Annotated in this window: 15 protein-coding genes; 12 read left to right on the forward strand and 3 right to left on the reverse strand. The window is 69.8% G+C overall.

The window, feature by feature from the left end; all coding sequences use genetic code 11:
* Positions 1–3: 3 nt before the first annotated feature.
* From VEC03_RS05960 to VEC03_RS05975, 4 genes are all read left to right on the forward strand, one after another.
* Complete coding sequence (locus VEC03_RS05960) at positions 4–810, forward strand: TatD family hydrolase (RefSeq protein WP_324913515.1); 807 nt, start codon at positions 4–6, stop codon at positions 808–810.
* Positions 807–1,466, forward strand: coding sequence for an ankyrin repeat domain-containing protein (locus VEC03_RS05965; protein WP_324913517.1), 660 nt, complete (start codon positions 807–809; stop codon positions 1,464–1,466). Before VEC03_RS05960 ends, VEC03_RS05965 begins: the two co-directional genes overlap by 4 nt.
* A 404-nt stretch (positions 1,467–1,870) precedes the next feature.
* Positions 1,871–2,698, forward strand: coding sequence for a DUF3703 domain-containing protein (locus tag VEC03_RS05970; protein WP_324913519.1), 828 nt, complete (start codon positions 1,871–1,873; stop codon positions 2,696–2,698).
* A 68-nt stretch (positions 2,699–2,766) separates the two neighbouring features.
* Positions 2,767–3,990 (forward strand): cytochrome-c peroxidase, encoded by a 1,224-nt coding sequence (locus tag VEC03_RS05975; RefSeq protein ID WP_324913520.1) that lies wholly within the window; start codon positions 2,767–2,769, stop codon positions 3,988–3,990.
* Here the strand turns inward: VEC03_RS05975 and VEC03_RS05980 are convergent.
* Entirely contained in the window at positions 3,978–4,793 is an 816-nt protein-coding gene (locus VEC03_RS05980; RefSeq protein ID WP_324913521.1) for an AraC family transcriptional regulator, read from the reverse strand. The two genes, VEC03_RS05975 and VEC03_RS05980, sit on opposite strands and share 13 nt — an antisense overlap.
* 170 nt (positions 4,794–4,963) lie before the next feature.
* Between VEC03_RS05980 and VEC03_RS05985 the strand changes: the two genes are divergently transcribed.
* Positions 4,964–5,170, forward strand: coding sequence for a hypothetical protein (locus VEC03_RS05985; protein WP_324913523.1), 207 nt, complete (start codon positions 4,964–4,966; stop codon positions 5,168–5,170).
* 323 nt (positions 5,171–5,493) lie between these two features.
* Here VEC03_RS05985 and VEC03_RS05990 read toward each other — a convergent pair whose 3' ends face one another.
* Positions 5,494–6,393 carry a LysR substrate-binding domain-containing protein gene (locus VEC03_RS05990; protein ID WP_324913525.1) on the reverse strand — a complete coding sequence of 300 codons (900 nt, stop codon included), beginning with the start codon at positions 6,391–6,393 and terminating at the stop codon, positions 5,494–5,496.
* 98 nt (positions 6,394–6,491) lie between these two features.
* Here VEC03_RS05990 and VEC03_RS05995 point away from each other — a divergent pair, with 98 nt between their 5' ends.
* The 7 genes from VEC03_RS05995 to VEC03_RS06025 all read left to right on the forward strand — a co-directional run bounded on the left by VEC03_RS05995 (position 6,492) and on the right by VEC03_RS06025 (position 14,136).
* Positions 6,492–7,382, forward strand: a complete 891-nt coding sequence (locus VEC03_RS05995; protein WP_324913527.1) for an FAS1-like dehydratase domain-containing protein — start codon at positions 6,492–6,494, stop codon at positions 7,380–7,382.
* 19 nt (positions 7,383–7,401) lie between these two features.
* Entirely contained in the window at positions 7,402–8,562 is a 1,161-nt protein-coding gene (locus tag VEC03_RS06000) for an acyl-CoA dehydrogenase family protein (RefSeq protein WP_324913529.1), read from the forward strand.
* 11 nt (positions 8,563–8,573) lie between these two features.
* On the forward strand, positions 8,574–9,764 hold the full coding sequence (locus VEC03_RS06005; protein WP_324913531.1) for a CaiB/BaiF CoA-transferase family protein: 1,191 nt from the start codon (positions 8,574–8,576) through the stop codon (positions 9,762–9,764).
* Positions 9,765–9,780: 16 nt separating this feature from the next.
* Positions 9,781–11,169, forward strand: a complete 1,389-nt coding sequence (locus VEC03_RS06010) for an MmgE/PrpD family protein (RefSeq protein ID WP_324913533.1) — start codon at positions 9,781–9,783, stop codon at positions 11,167–11,169.
* 99 nt (positions 11,170–11,268) lie between these two features.
* The gene (locus tag VEC03_RS06015) at positions 11,269–12,282 is read left to right on the forward strand and encodes a TRAP transporter substrate-binding protein (protein WP_324913535.1); all 1,014 of its coding nucleotides are present in this window, start codon (positions 11,269–11,271) and stop codon (positions 12,280–12,282) included.
* Positions 12,283–12,328: 46 nt separating this feature from the next.
* On the forward strand, positions 12,329–12,862 hold the full coding sequence (locus tag VEC03_RS06020; protein WP_324913537.1) for a TRAP transporter small permease: 534 nt from the start codon (positions 12,329–12,331) through the stop codon (positions 12,860–12,862).
* Positions 12,859–14,136 carry a TRAP transporter large permease subunit gene (locus tag VEC03_RS06025; RefSeq protein ID WP_324913539.1) on the forward strand — a complete coding sequence of 426 codons (1,278 nt, stop codon included), beginning with the start codon at positions 12,859–12,861 and terminating at the stop codon, positions 14,134–14,136. Before VEC03_RS06020 ends, VEC03_RS06025 begins: the two co-directional genes overlap by 4 nt.
* Position 14,137: 1 nt before the next feature.
* Here VEC03_RS06025 and VEC03_RS06030 read toward each other — a convergent pair whose 3' ends face one another.
* Positions 14,138–16,255 carry a VTT domain-containing protein gene (locus VEC03_RS06030; RefSeq protein ID WP_324913541.1) on the reverse strand — a complete coding sequence of 706 codons (2,118 nt, stop codon included), beginning with the start codon at positions 16,253–16,255 and terminating at the stop codon, positions 14,138–14,140.
* Positions 16,256–16,265: the final 10 nt, after the last annotated feature.

Raw genomic sequence — 16,265 nt, forward strand, 5'->3', positions numbered from 1 at the left:
CGGATGTTCGTCGATTCGCATTGCCACCTGAGCTTTCCTGAACTGTCCAGCCGCCTGGACGAGATCCGTGCCGCCATGGCGCAGGCCGACGTCGACCGGGCCCTGTGCATCTGCACGACGCTGGAGGAATTCGAGTCCGTCCACGCGCTGGCCACCGCCCACGACAACTTCTGGGCCTCGGTTGGCGTGCACCCGGACAACGAGGGCGTCACCGAGCCGTCGCTGGACGACCTGCTCCAGCGCGCCGCGCTGCCCAGGGTTGTGGCGATCGGCGAGACCGGGCTGGACTATTACCAGATGGACGAGCGCAAGGGCGGCCGCAGCGTGGCCGACCTGGAGTGGCAGCGGGAGCGCTTCCGCACCCACATCCGCGCCGCCCGCCAATGCGGCAAGCCGCTGGTCATCCATACGCGGGCGGCGTCGGCCGACACGCTGGCCATCCTGAAGGAAGAGGGCGAAGACGGCTCCCCGGGCAGCGCCGGCGGCGTCTTCCACTGCTTTACCGAGACGGCCGCAGTGGCCCGGGCGGCCCTCGACCTGGGGTTCCACATCTCGTTCTCGGGGATCCTGACGTTCCGGAATGCCGCCGACCTGCGCGAGGTCGCGGCCTTCGTGCCGGAGGATCGGCTGCTGATCGAGACCGACAGCCCCTACCTGGCGCCGGTGCCGTTCCGCGGCAAGACCAACGATCCGTCACTGGTCGTGCACGTCGCCCGTCAGATCGCCGAGCTCCGCGGGATCCCGGTCGAGACCGTCGGGGAACTGACCAGCCGCAATTTCGAGCGGCTGTTCAAGGGGGTCACAGCATGAGAAATTACTTCAAGTTTGCCATCTATCTATGGATGGTCATTGGATTTTCATGGATCCATGCCGGGTCGTACGAAGACTTCTTCGCGGCCGTGAAGAAGGATGAGCCGGCCGTCATCGGCGAGCTGCTGCAGCGCGGTTTCGACCCCAACGTGCCCAGCCCGGACGGCCAGCACGCGCTGTACCTGGCCCTGCGCGACGGCGCGCTGAAGGTCGCCGCGGCCCTGATCGACTGGCCGGCAACCAAGGTCGACGGGCGCAACAGCCACGACGAGACGCCGCTGATGATGGCGTCGCTCAAGGGCCATCTGCCCATGGTGAAGAAGCTGCTGGCGCGCGACGCCGACGTCAACAAGCCGGGCTGGGCGCCGCTGCATTACGCCGCCACCAGCGGGCACCTGGAGGTCATGGAACTGCTGCTGGAGCACCATGCCTTCATCGACGCCGAGTCGCCGAACGGGACGACGCCGCTGATGATGGCGGCGCACTACGGCACGCCGGCGGCGGTCAAGCTGCTGCTGGACGCGGGCGCCGACACGGCCATGAAGAACCAGCTGGGCCTGACCGCCATCGACTTCGCCCGGCGCGGCAACCGGAACGACGCCGCCGAGCTGATCGCCCAGCACATCCGCGCCCAGCAGCCGCCGGGTAAGTGGTGAGCTTCGGGGCAACTCGGGAGCCGGTACGGGCTGAGAACTGGCTCCCTGGGCTGCCCCATCCATCGATTCAACTTAATACGATGTGCGTTATGTTTAATTAAGTGTCCTGTAGCTTCGCGACACACACCAGCAGCCCCCAGCCCACAGCCCCCAGCCCCCAGCCCCAGCTCCACCCCCCGTCTCCCGACTTCCGGTCCCAGCTCGCGCCACCCACCAACACCAGCGGCCACGCGACCCGCTCGACATGGCCAGCGGTACCAAATGAACCGAACGAGCCGTCCATCAGCCGGCTCCCATCCGGCTGCGACTTGAACGAAAAGGCTGCGCGTCCAGCCGCTCCGTACAAGCCCGAATGCTCCGGAATCCGAAGAATTCCAGCCATCGGACAGACAACGGAGCACCCCATGAACACCTTCGCCCTTCGCCTCAGGTCTCGCGTCAACCACGAACTGGCGGCAGCCGCCTCCGCCGAATCGATGGGGCATTTCCACACGGCTTTCCAGCACCTCGAGCGCGCCCATGTGCTGGGCCAGCCGGCCACCGTCGAGCACGTCCGCGTGCACTGGCGCATGTTCCGCTTCGCGGTGAGAAACCGGCTGGCCGGCGAGGCGTTCGGGCAGGCCTGGCGCCTCGTGGCGGCCACGGTCTTCACGCCCCTGGGGCTCGTGCCGGAAGGCAATACCGGAGGGGCCAACGTCAATGGCCTGCGCCGCATGCCCGTGGCAGAGGACCTCCAGGCGACTCTCCGGGCCGCCCGCCGGAGCCAGTCACGGGAGCCCGCGCCAGCGGTTCGGCGCGCGACCGTTGCTGGCGCAACGCTGGTCGTGCTGGCCACCCTCGGGCTGGCCGGGTGCGGCACCCCGCCCAAGGACCTGGACGTCACGCTCGACAAGCCTTCCGCCGCCGGCCTCTACCGCGTCGCCCTCGTTCCACCCGCGCAGGCACCGGCCATCAACCAGATGCACAGCTGGAAGGTGAAGCTCGCGACCGCCGACGGCCAGCCGGTCCACGGTGCCACCTTCGCGGTGGACGGCGGGATGCCCCAGCACGGCCATGGGCTGCCCACGCAACCGCGCGTCACCCGCGAACTCGCCGCCGGCACCTACCAGCTCGATGGCATGAAGTTCAGCATGACCGGCTGGTGGGAGGTGAAGCTCGGCATCGATGGGCCGCAGGGCGCCGACAAGGTGACCTTCAATACGGTCGTCGAGAACCCGAAGGTGCGGCAGTGAGCAGGCCTCGCTCCCGGCTCCGGCCTTCGAGGCTGGCTAGGACCGGCGCCGCCATCCTGGCCTGCCTCGTGACGGCAGTGGCCGCCCAGGCCCTGAACAAGCCCCCGCGGGATCGCTGGAGTGCCCAGGAAGTCGCCACCCTCGCCTCCATGCGGCTGAAGGAGGCTGGCCCGCGCCCGGCCGATCCGTCCAACGCCTACGAGCAACGGACGGACGCGGCCGCCCTGGGCCGGGCCCTGTTCGACGACACGCGCCTGAGCAGGAACGGGCAGGTCGCGTGCGCCAGCTGCCATTCGGCCGACCGGCAGTTCCAGGACGGCAAGCCGTTCGGCCAGGGAATGGGCACCGGCAAGCGCCGGACCATGCCCGTCATGGGCGCGGCGCACTCCCCTTTCCTGTTCTGGGACGGCCGCAAGGACAGCCTGTGGTCGCAGGCCCTGGGGCCGCTCGAGGATCCGGCCGAGCACGGCGGCAACCGGGTCCGCTTCGTGAAGCTCGTCCAGGGGCACTACAAGGATCGATACGAAGCGGTGTTCGGCCCCATGCCGTCTCTAGGCAAGCTCCCCGACGACGCCTCTCCGGCCGGCACCGACGCGGAGCGGGCTGCGTGGGCTGCGATGCCCGAGAGCAGCCGCCATGCGGTGAACCGCGTGTTCGCGAACATGGGCAAGGCCATCGCGGCTTTCGAGCGCAACATCTCCTACGGCGAGTCCCGCTTCGACCGGTACGCCCAGGCTACGGTCGCCGGCGACGGCCGGGGCCAGGAGGTGTTGTCGCAGCAGGAAGTGCGCGGCCTGCGGCTGTTCCTCACCAAGGGCCAGTGCGGCACCTGCCACAACGGCCCGCTGCTGACGGACCAAGCGTTCCACAACACCGGCGTGCCGCCCATCGACCGGAACCAACCCGATCGCGGCCGCGCCGACGGCCTGAAGAAGCTGCTGCGCGACGAGTTCAACTGCCTGGGCCGCTACAGCGATGCCAGGCCGGAGCAGTGCGGCGAACTCCAGTTCCTGGCGACCGACGACCCGGGGCAGCTGGCCGCCTTCCGGACGCCGAGCCTGCGCAACGTGGCCGAACGGGCGCCCTACATGCACGCCGGCCAGTTCACAACGCTGGACCAGGTCCTGCAGCACTATGCGAGCGCGCCCAAGCCGGTGCTGGGTCACAGCGAGCTGGCACAGCCGGGGGAGCAGCACGCCGACCGGCAAGCGATCCGGCTCTCCCCGGCCGACATCCAGGACCTGGCCGCCTTCCTGGGGACGCTGACCGGCCCCGTCGTTCAGCCCGAGTGAGACTGCTCGCGCGCCCGCACGCTGAGTGGGCCGCGCATCTGCAGGACCGAGGGCGGCAGCCCGAACATGGTGCGGGCCGTGCGGGACAGGTGCGCGGAGTCGGCGAAGCCGGCGGCGTGCGCCGCGGCCGACAGCGTTTCCCCTGACATGAGCAGCGTCCAGACGTGCAACAGCCGGCGCCAGAGCACGTAGGTCCTCAGCGGCATGCCCGTTTCCTCGACGAACAGGTGCCGGAAGCGCTCCGGCGAGAGGTTCGCCGCCTTGGCCACCTCGGGCAGGGACACGGTCTCGTCCACGCGCTGGCGGACGTACTCGATGGCCGCCAGGACGCGCGGGTCGGACGGCTCCCTGGGCGCCGCTCCGGACAGGTCCCGGACCAGCTGCATGCACACCGCCTGCACGGCCTCGTAGCTCTGCTCGACGCGCCAGGCCCTTTCCAGGCGCTTCGCCGTGACCGCCATTGCGTCGGCGTCCAGGAGCTCGGGCCGGCCGCGCAAGCGGGCGGAGAGTGCCTTCCCCTCCGGGGTCTCCGGCTCGATGAAGAGGACCACGCTCATGTCGCAGTCGTTCACGTCGATGGTGTGCACGGCCCGCGACGGCACCAGTGCTGCGGCACACGCCTGCCATTCGCCATGCCGGCCGAACCGGATGCGCAGGCCGGCCGGCGTGCCCAGCGCCAGCTGGATGGCGTAGTGGGCGTGCGGCTCGATCGGGGCGCCGCCGCCGCCTTCGCCCAGGAACCCACACACACCCGTCCAGGCAACGAAATCGCCGCGATAGCGGGTGGCGGTCTGGGTGTTCATGCTGGAAGCGGCTCTGCCGGCAGTCTACTGAGCGCCCTCGGCGCCGGAAAGCCTGTGATCCGCGCCAGGTTGAACGAAAAGGCTGGCGATCCAGCCTCTGCGTTCAAGTCGAAAAAGCGCCCGGCGCGAAGAATCGGGTCTTCACCAACACGCTTCCAGGAGCTCTCGACATGACTTCTTCCGCCAACCGCATCCAGGCCGCTGCCCTGGCCTCGGCCGCCTACCAATCGACGGGCTGCCGCTGCGCGCCCTGCACCTGCGCCAACGCTGGCATCGGGGCCTGCAACTGCGGCACCTGCGAGTGCGCCAGCTGCGCCTGCACGAACTGCGACTGCGCCGGCACGGCCGGCTGTGGCTGCGCCAGCTGCGCCGCCTGAACGCGCGCCTGCCGGGCTGCCGCCGCCGCGGTCGGCGTCGCACCGCCTCAACTGTGCTTGGGCGGTTCCCCGACCGGCGGCGTCTGGTCCGGCGCCGGCGGATCCTGCACCTCGGGTTCCGAGCCCGCGGGCGGTGGTGTCGGTGCCGGCGGCGGCAGCGAGGGATCGCGCGGGACGTCATGCGCCCGCGCCAGCGTCCCTCGGCCCGCGATCATCCGGCTCAGCCATTCCTGCCGATATGCCATGCCGCCAGCATGGGACGAAAGCAGGCCGCTCAGCGTCGGACGGCTTCGCCATCGAACAGCCTCGAGCGCAGGCCGCGCTCAGGCCGAGGTCGCGTAGTGCCGGCAGACCTCATCCACCAGTTCGCGCGCGAAGGTCGGCAGGGCCTCCCTGTCGCGCACCAGGATGTAGCGCTCCCGCACGCTCCAGGCGTCCGTCAGCTCGATCAGGGCCAGCTGCATGGCGGCCTGGTTGCGCCGCGCCGCGCTCTCCGGCATCACGCCCACGCCGACGCCGGCGCCGATCATCCGGCACATGGCCTCGAAGCTGCTCAGCTGCACGCGCAGCTTCAGCCGCTGGCCCATCTGCTGCGTCACCCCATCCAGGAAGGCCTGCAAGGTGCTGCCCTCCTGCATGCCCACGGCGTCCTCCTGCAGCGTCTCGGCGAAGGTGATGCGCTTGCGCCGCGCCAGCCGGTGCCGCCGCGAGGTGACCAGCACCAGCCGGTCGGTGCTGAAGTGGATGGTTCGCAGGCCCAGCGTGTCCAGCGGCCCGGCCACGATGCCGATGTCCGCCCGCCCGTCCAGCACGCCGCGCGGGATGTCAGCGTTCGGTTTCTCCTGAAGGTCCACGTTCACCCGCGGATGCGCCGCGAGGAAGGCCGGCAGGATCTCGGGCAGGAAATCGGTCACCGCCGTGGTGTTGGCGAACACGCGCACGTGGCCCCCCAGACCGTCGTTGTATTCCAGCAGGTCGGCGCGAAGCCGGTCGGCCTGCCGCAGCACGCCGCGCGCGTGGTGCAGGAACGCCTCGCCGGGCGGCGTCAGGCGCACGCCGCGCGCTTCGCGCAGGAACAGGGGCAGTCCGGACTGCGACTCCAGCGCCTTGATGCGGGCACTGGCGGCGGCCAGCGACAGGTGCTGGCGGGCCGCGGCGCGGGTGAGATTGCCCTCCTCCGCCGCGAGCACGAACAGGCGCAGGTCGGTCAGGTCGAAATGCACGCGGGAGGTCCGGCAGGGAGCGAGCGTTCAGTTTATCCGAAGGCTTGCTTGGAAATTTGCAGATAGTCCTCCTGCGCGAGAGAGGGCACCATTGGGCGATGAGCGCCCACCCCTCCGCCGTCACCATCGACGCGCAAACCCTGGCCCATCTGCAGACCTGGGTCGGCCGGACCGAGACCGTGCACGACCATGTGACCGCAACGCCCATGAAGGCGATGTCGGCCACGCTGGACCTTCCGCCCGCGGACGTCCCCGCCGGCACCCCCCTGCCGCCCCTGTGGCACTGGCTGTACTTCCTGCCGCTGTACCAGCACAGCGAACTGGGGGCCGACGGCCATGCCAGGCTCGGCGGCTTCCTGCCGCCGGTGCCGCTGCCGCGCCGCATGTGGGCCGGCGGCCGGCTGCGCTGGGAAGCGGGCAACCGGCTGGCGGCCGGCGATGCACTGCGGCGCACGTCCCGCATCGAGTCGGTCACGCACAAGGCCGGCCGCACGGGCGACCTGCTGTTCGTGATGGTGCGCCACGAGATCCACAACGACCGCGGACTGGCGCTCACCGAGGAGCACGACATCGTCTACCGGCCGCTGCCCCGGGCCGGCGACCCGGTGCCGGCGCCGACGGCGGCGCAGCAGGAGGCCGCCTGGCAGCAGACGATCGTGCCGGATCCCGTGCTGCTGTTCCGCTACTCCGCCCTCACCTTCAACGGCCACCGCATCCACTACGACCGCCGGCACGTGACCGAGGTCGAGGGCTACCCCGGCCTGGTGGTGCACGGCCCGCTGATCGCCACCCTGCTGACCGAACTGGTGCGCCGGCATGCGCCGCAGGCCTTCCTGCAGGCCTTCGAGTTCAAGGCCGTGCGACCCACCTTCGACCTCCATGCCTTCCAGGTGAAGGGCCAGCCCTCCGCCGACGGCAAGTCCGTCCGGCTCTGGGCCCACGACCACGAAGGCTGGCTCACGATGCAGGCAACCGCCACCCTGGGCTGAACACCGCGAAAGACCCCCGATGAAAACCACTCCCGACGACTACCAGGACATCCGAGACGCCGTCCGCGCGCTGTGCGCCGACTTCCCGCCCGAGTACCACCGCCAGGTCGATACCGAGCGCGCCTACCCCGAGGCCTTCGTCGATGCGCTGACCAAGGCCGGCTGGCTGGCGGCGCTGATCCCCGCCGAGTACGGCGGCTCCGGCCTGGGCCTGGCCGAGGCCTCGGTGATCATGGAGGAGATCAACCGCAGCGGCGGCAACGCCGGCGCCTGCCACGGCCAGATGTACAACATGGGCACGCTGCTGCGGCACGGCTCGCCGGAGCAGAAGCAGAAGTACCTGCCCAAGATCGCGTCCGGCGAATGGCGCCTGCAGTCCATGGGCGTGACCGAGCCGACCACCGGCACCGACACCACCAAGATCAAGACCACGGCCGTGAAGAAGGGCGACCGCTACGTGGTCAATGGCCAGAAGGTCTGGATCTCGCGCATCCAGCACTCCGACTGGATGATCCTGCTGGCGCGCACCACGCCGCTGGCCGAGGTGAAGAAGAAGTCCGAGGGCATGTCGATCTTCATGGTGGACCTGCGCGAGGCCGAGAAGAGCGGCATGACCGTGCGGCCGATCGCCAACATGGTCAACCACGAGACCAACGAGCTGTTCTTCGAGAACCTGGAGATCCCGGCCGAGAACCTGATCGGCCAGGAGGGCCAGGGCTTCAAGTACATCCTGGACGGGCTGAACGCCGAGCGCACGCTGATCGCGGCCGAGTGCATCGGCGACGGCTACTGGTTCATCGACAAGGTGTCGAAGTACGTGGGCGAGCGCATGGTGTTCGGCCGCCCGATCGGCCAGAACCAGGGCGTGCAGTTCCCGATCGCCGAGAGCTACATCGAGGTCGAGGCCGCCAACCTGATGCGCTTCAAGGCCTGCAGCCTGTTCGATGCGGGCAAGCCCTGCGGCGGCGAGGCCAACATGGCCAAGTACCTGGCCGCCAAGGCCTCCTGGGAGGCCGCCAATGCCTGCCTGCAGTTCCACGGCGGCTTCGGCTTCGCCCACGAATACGACGTCGAGCGCAAGTTCCGCGAGACCCGCCTGTACCAGGTGGCGCCGATCTCCACCAACCTGATCCTCAGCTACGTGGCCGAGCACGTGCTCGGGATGCCGCGGTCGTTCTGAGGGACAGCGGCATGGCATCGAAACCCCGCCCGCTGGACGGCATCACGGTCGTCTCGCTCGAGCACGCCATCGCGGCGCCCTTCTGCACGCGCCAGCTGGCCGACCTGGGCGCACGCGTCATCAAGGTCGAGCGCCCCCGCGTCGGCGACTTCGCGCGCGCCTACGACAGCCGGGTCAAGGGCCTGGCTTCGCACTTCGTCTGGACCAACCGCTCCAAGGAGAGCCTGACACTGGACCTCAAGCAGCCCGGCGCACTGGCCGTGCTGTGGCAGCTGGTCGCGCGGGCCGACGTGCTGGTGCAGAACCTGGCCCCCGGCGCCGCGGCCCGCATGGGGCTAGGCTACGAAGCCCTGAGCCAGCAGCATCCGCGGCTGGTCGTGTGCGACATCTCGGGCTACGGCGACGACGGCCCCTACCGCGACAAGAAGGCCTACGACCTGCTGATCCAGAGCGAGGCCGGCTTCCTCTCGGTCACCGGCACGCCCGATGCGCCCAGCAAGGCCGGCAACTCGGTGGCCGACATCGCCGCCGGCATGTACGCCTTCACCAGTGTCCTGTCGGCCCTGCTGCTGCGCGGCAAGACCGGCCAGGGCAGCCACATCGACGTCTCCATGCTGGAGTCGCTGGCCGAGTGGATGGGCTATCCCCTCTACTACGCCTTCGAGGGCGCACCGCCGCCGCAGCGCACCGGCGCATCGCACGCCAGCATCTACCCGTACGGGCCGTTCCAGGCCGGTGACGGCGGCACCGTGATGCTGGGCCTGCAGAACGAGCGCGAATGGAAGGCGTTCTGCGAAGTCGTGCTGCAGGACGCCTCCGTGGCCACCGACCCGCGCTACGCCAGCAACGCCGCGCGCAGCGAGCACCGCGAGGAGCTCAAGGCGCTCATCCTGTCCACCTTCTCCACGCTGGGCACGCAGGCGGTGCTGGACCGGCTGGACCAGGCCCAGATCGCCAACGCGCGCATGAACGACATGGCCGGGCTGTGGGCCCACCCGCAGCTGGCCGCCCGCGATCGCTGGCGCGAGGTGCAGTCGCCCGCCGGCGCCCTGCCCGCCCTGCTGCCGCCCGGTCGGTCCAGCAGCTTCGACTACCGCATGGACCCGATCCCGGCCATCGGCGAGCACACCGACGCCATCCTGCGCGAGCTGGGGCTGGGCGACGCCGAGATCGACGCCCTGCGCCAGAGCGGCGCCATCTGAACCAGGACGCACGAACATGACATCCCGAACCGCCGAACTCGCCGCCTTCGCCGCCGGCCTGACCTTCGAAAGCATTCCCGAGCCCGTGGTGCGCAAGGCCGAAGACCTGCTGGTCGACTGGTTCGGCTCCGCCGTGGCCGGCAAGGGCTCGCGCCCGGTCGAGACCCTGACCGACTTCGCGTGTGCCATGGGCCCGGAGCTGGCTGCCGAGGGCGCCGCCGAGGTGCTGGTGCGGCGCCGCTTCACTTCGCCCTACTTCGCGGCCATGGCCAATGCCGCCGCCTCCCATGTCGCCGAGCAGGACGACGTGCACAACGGCTCGGTGTTCCATCCGGCCACGGTAGTGTTCCCGGTCGCCCTGGCGCTGGCCCAGGCGCGCGGCGCCAGCGGGCGGCAGCTGCTGACGGCGGCCGTCGCCGGCTACGAGGTCGGCATCCGCGTCGGCGAGTTCCTCGGCCGCTCGCACTACAAGGTGTTCCACACCACCGGTACGGCGGGCACGCTGGCCGCGGCGGCGACCGCCGGCCACCTGCTCGGTCTCGACGCGGCCCGGATGCAGCACGCCTTCGGGTCCGCCGGCACGCAGGCGGCGGGGCTGTGGGAGTTCCTGCGCACCGCGGCGGACAGCAAGCAGCTGCACACCGCCCATGCGGCCGCGGCCGGCCTGATGGCGGCGAGCATTGCCGGCCAGGGCTTCACCGGCGCCGCCGAGATCCTGGAAGGTCCGCAGGGCATGGCCGCCGGCATGTCATCCGACGCCGACCCCTCGCGCCTGGACGACCGCCTCGGCGAGCGCTGGGCGCTGGCCGAGACCTCGTTCAAGTACCACGCGAGCTGCCGCCATACCCATCCGGCCGCCGATGCGCTGCTGCAGGTGATGCAGCGCGACAAGGTGCAGGCCGGCGACATCGAACGCGTCGTCGCCCGCGTGCACCAGGGCGCGATCGACGTGCTGGGACCGGTACGCCAGCCGGCCACCGTGCACCAGAGCAAGTTCTCCATGGGCACGGTGCTCGCCCTCGCTGCCCGCTTCGGGCACGCCGGGCTGTGCGAATTCGACGAGCACTACCTCGACGCGCCCACCCAGGCCTTCCGCGACTGCGTGACCATGGAACTGGACCCCGAGGTGGATGCGGCCTATCCGCAGCGCTGGATCGGCAAGGTCACGGTGCACACGCGCGACGGCCGCGTGCTGGACGGGCGGGTCGATGACCCCAAGGGTGACCCGGGCAACACCCTCAGCCGGGACGAGATCACCGCCAAGGCGCTGCAGCTGGCAGCCTGGAGCGGCGGGGCCGACGCCCGGGAGATGCGGGCCGCCGTGGACGCCCTTTGGCTGGTCGCGCGCTGGCCGCGGGTCAGGCCGCTGCTGGCCCGTGGAACCGGGTCTCCGCACAAGTCCTAGGGGAACATGTAAGTAATTCCCCCGCAGCGGGACGGTCGGGATTTGCCTAGCATGTGCGGGTTCTGGTCACATCGAACACCTTCAACCAAGGAGAACAGCATGACGATCACCCATCCTTCCCGCCGCAAGGTCCTGGTCACCGGCGCCGCCGTCGCCGGCGCCGTGGCCGCCCCCTTCATCGCTTCCGCCCAGTCGCCCCTGGTCGTGAAGTTCAGCCACGTGGTGGCCGACCAGACCCCCAAGGGCCAGGGCGCCCTGAAGTTCAAGGAGCTGGCCGAGAAGAAGCTGGCCGGCAAGGTCCAGGTCCAGGTGTTCCCCAACTCGCAGCTCTTCGGCGACGCCAAGGAACTCGAGGCCCTGCTGCTGGGTGACGTGCAGCTGATCGCGCCCTCGCTGTCCAAGTTCGACCGCTACACCAAGAAGATCCAGGTCTTCGACCTGCCCTTCATGTTCGACGACCTGGAGGCCGTGGACAACTTCCAGTCCAGCGCCCAGGGCAAGGCCCTGCTGGAAGCCATGGTCGGCCGCGGCCTGCGCGGCCTGGCCTACTGGCACAACGGCCTGAAGCAGCTGTCGACCAACCGCGACAAGCTGACCCGCCCCGAGGACGTCAAGGGCCTGAAGTTCCGCATCCAGGCCTCCGACGTGCTGGAAGCGCAGTTCCGCGCGCTGGGCGCCAACCCGCAGAAGATGGCCTTCGCCGAGGTCTACCAGGCGCTGCAGACCGGCGTGGTGGACGGCCAGGAGAACACCTGGTCCAACATCTACTCGCAGAAGTTCCACGAGGTGCAGAAGACCATCGCCGAGACCAACCACGGCGTGATCGACTACATGGTCGTGACCAATGCCAAGTGGTGGGACGGCCTGCCGGCCGACATCCGCAAGGGCCTGTCCGAATCCATGGCCGAAGCCACGGCGCACGCCAACAAGCTGGCTTCCGACATCAACGAGTCGGACAAGAAGAAGATCGCCGAAGCCGGCAAGGCCAAGATCCAGAAACTGTCCAAGGAGGACGTGGCGGCCTGGCGCAAGGCCATGGAGCCGGTCTGGAAGAAGTTCGAGGGCGACATCGGGGCCGACCTGATCGCCGCGGCCCAGAAGTCGAACAAGTAACCCACACACAGGCAGGGCCCGGACCTCCGGGCCCTTTTTTCGTCCAATGCGCTGGCTCGAATACTTCGAAGAGGGCCTGGTGATCGTGCTGATGGCGGCCATGACGGTGGTCACCTTCATGCAGGTGGTCGCCCGGTACGTGTTCAACTACAGCTTCGTCTGGGCGCTGGAACTGACCGGCGTCCTGTTCGCGTGGCTGATCTTCATCGGCATGTCCTATGGGGTGCGCGTCGGCGCGCACATCGGCGTGGACGTGCTGGTCAAGGCGCTGGGCCCCAAGCCGGCGCGCATCGTGGGTTCGATCGCCGCGGCGCTGTGCATCGCCTATGCGCTGATCGTCACCTGGGGCGGCTACCAGTACGTGAGCAAGATGTACGACGTCGGCATCCTGATGCAGGACATCCCGATCGCGCAGTGGATCCCCCGCCTGGTGGTGCCGCTGGGCTTCGGCCTGCTGGCCTTCCGGTTCTCCCAGGTGCTGTGGCGCCTGGCTTCCGGCCAGGAAGCCCACCTGCTCGGCGACGAGGCGAAGGAAGCGCTGAAGCTGCAGGAAGAAGACGTCGCGGAGGCCCGCAAATGACCATCGCGGTCCTGTTCATCCTGCTGTTCGTGCTGATGGTGCTGGGCATGCCCATCGCCATCGCGCTCGGCCTGTCCTCGCTCGTGACCATCATGCTGTTCGCGCGGGACTCGCTGGCCTCTCTGTCGCTCAAGCTGTACGAGACCTCCGAGCACTACACGCTGCTGGCCATCCCCTTCTTCATCCTGGGCGGCTCCTTCATGACCACCGGCGGCGTGGCGCGCCGCATGATCCGCTTCGCCAACGCCTGCATCGGCCACCTGCGCGGCGGGCTGGCCATGGCCTCGGTGCTGGCGTGCATGCTGTTCGCCGCGGTCTCCGGCTCCTCGCCGGCCACGGTGGTCGCGGTCGGCTCCATCGTGATCGCAGGCATGGTCAAGGCCGGCTACCCGCAGAACTTCGCCGCGGGCGTGATCTGCAACGCCGGTACGCTGGGCATCCTGATCCCGCCCTCCATCGTGATGGTGGTGTACGGCGCGGCGACCGAGACCTCGGTCGGCAGGCTGTTCATGGCCGGCGTGATCCCGGGCATCCTGCTCGGCCTCATGCTGATGGTCGCCATCTACGTGCGGGCGCGCATGCTCAACCTGCCGCGCCAGCCTGCCGCGTCCATGCGCGACATGCTGACGTCGGGCCGCGATTCGCTGTGGGGCCTGCTGCTGGTGGTGATCATCCTGGGCGGCATCTACGGCGGCATCTTCACGCCGACCGAGGCCGCCGCCGTGGCCGCGGTCTACGCGTTCCTCATCGCCGTGTTCGTCTACCGCGACATCGGCATGCGCGACGTGCCCAGGGTGCTGCTCGAGTCGGGCAAGGTCACGATCATGCTGATGTTCATCGTGGCCAACGCGCTGCTGTTCGCGCACGTGCTGACCACCGAGCGCATCCCGCAGACGATCGCCGAGACCATCGTCGGCTGGGGCATGCCGGCCTGGCAGTTCCTGGTGGTGGTCAACATCCTGCTGCTGATCGCCGGCATGTTCATGGAGCCGACCGGCATCATCCTGATCCTGGCGCCCATCCTGTTCCCGATCGCGACCCAGCTGGGGATCGATCCGGTGCACCTGGGCATCATCATGGTGGTGAACCTGGAGATCGGCATGGTGACGCCGCCGGTGGGGCTGAACCTGTTCGTCACGGCGGGCATCACGCGCATGTCCATCATGACCGTGGCCCGGGCGGCCTTGCCCTGGACACTGGTGCTGCTGGGCTTCCTGCTCATCATCACCTACGTGCCCACGGTCACGCTGCTGCTGCCCAACCTGCTGTTCTGAGTCAGCGCACCGCCGAGCCGTAGCGCGATACGCCGAACCGGCGCCAGACCGCCAGCACCAAGGCGGCCATCGCGGCCAGGGCCAGCGCCAGCAGGCCCCAGTGCAGCCAGCCGGGCTCGTCCAGCACGTCGCGCACCCGTCCTGCCAGCAGCAATGCGAGCAGGATGGGCGGCAGCAGGCCGACGGCGGTTCCGATCAGGAAATCGCGCGGCCGGATGCGCGAGGCGCCGGCCACCAGGTTCAGCTTGGGGAAGGACGCGATCGGCAGCAGCCGCAGCGCGGCCACCGCCAGGGGCCCGTTGCGGGCCAGCCGGCGCGTGATCTCGTTCAGCCGCGGGCCCGCGATGCGGCGCACGGCGTTTCGGCCGATCAGGCGCCCGACGGCGTAGTTGACCGCCGCGCTGAGCAGCGAACCGGCGCCGGCGTAGAACGCCGCAGCCATCGGCTCATAGGTGAAGCAGGTGGCGACGATCAGCAGCGAAACGGGCACTCCCAACAGTCCCGCCACCACGTAGGCGCCCAGCAGCGCCAGCGGCGCCTCGGGCGCATGGGCCAGCTCCTGCAGCGAGCCTGGCGCCAGCCACTCGCGCAACGGGGTCCAGCGCCACGCCATCGCGAACACGACCAGCCCCAGCAGGACGGCGCCGAATCCGGCCACCCGGCCCGCCATCGGCCGCGCCAGGTCCGGCGGGACGAACTCCTGCACCAGCACCTCGGGGTCGGCCGGCCGCTCGGGATCGATCAGCGCACTGGCCGGCAGGATCATCTCGAGCTCAGGCGTCACCGCCGGATCGATGGGCAGCAGCGTGCGACCCGGTCGCCGCAGGGCTTCCACCGCCGGCACCAGGCGGCCGTCGTGGCGGGCGATCGCTTCCGCCACCGCCTCTGGTGAGCTGTCCAGGTGCTCGGCGAGCAAGCGATTGCGCAGCCCCGCGATGGCGCGCCGGATGCGCTCGTCGCCGCCCGCCTCGATCGCCAGGTTGCACTCGGTATCGAAGCCCATGGAGCGGTTGTTGAAGTTGGCCGAGCCCACGCTGCACAGCTCGTCGTCCATCACCAGCACCTTGCTGTGCACGTTCAGCAGCTGGGGCGGCTCCAGCCCGGGCACGTGGGGATAGAACAGCCGGTAGCGGTCCTGCGCGTCGGCCGCCTGCAGCCGCTCGTGCAGCCGCGTGCGCAGCGCCCCCATGGTGCGCGCCTCCAGCCAGCCTTCCTCGGTCAGGCGCGACACGACCAGGACGTCCGGCGGGTCCGGGCCGCGTAGCCGCGCCTCCAGCGAGTTGCCGACCACGCTGGAACTGAAGTACTGGTTCTCCAGGTAGAGCGTGCGGCCGGCGGCCGCGATCGCATCCATGTACAGCTGCCGGATCTCCTCGATGGCCGGGCCCGAGGGCCAGCCGGGATCGGTGCGGGCGATGGCGACCGGCAGGTCGGTCACCTCCGGCAGCACGTGCGGCGGCCAGGGATCGTGGTCCTGTCGTCCCCCGAGTGGCACCGTGCGCTCCCCCAGCCGCGCCCATCGCTCCCGGCACAGCTGCCCCAGGGCCCGCGCGACGTCGCCGTCGACCAGGGCCTGCAGGTCGTGGTTGGGCCGGGCCTGCCGGCCCTGCACGTCCAGCCGGTACGGCTGCTCGCGCCGGTGCTCGGGCGTGTCCCAGCGGCCATGGGTCAGGTCCAGCCCGCCGACGAAGGCCACGGCGTCGTCGACCACGACCACCTTCTGGTGGTGCGAGCCGCTGGGCGGGTGGCGGGCGTCGAGCCGGAACTTCAGGCGCGGGTGCGGGCCGGCGCGCCAGCCCAGCTTGTAGAGCGGGAACCACTGGCGGTCGCCCGCCATCAGCATGGCGAAGTCCCAGCACAGCACGTACATGCGCAGGTTGCGGTTGCGCCGCACCACTTCCTGCAGGAACGCGCCCAGCGCCGGCGGCCAGCCGTCGTCCGCGCCCTGCGGCACCAGCCGGACGTCGGTGTCCATGTCCCAGCCCAGGATGAAGACGCTGTGGCGGGCCCGTGCGATCGCCGCGCGCACGGCGGCGAAATAGGCGGCGCCGTCGACCAGGAAGGCCAGCCGGCGGGCCCGTTCGACCCGCCAGCAGTTGCGGCCCGGCTGCAGCAGCACGCCGCGCTCC

This window comes from Ramlibacter sp. (assembly GCF_035627355.1).
Classification (GTDB): Bacteria; Pseudomonadota; Gammaproteobacteria; order Burkholderiales; family Burkholderiaceae_C; genus Ramlibacter.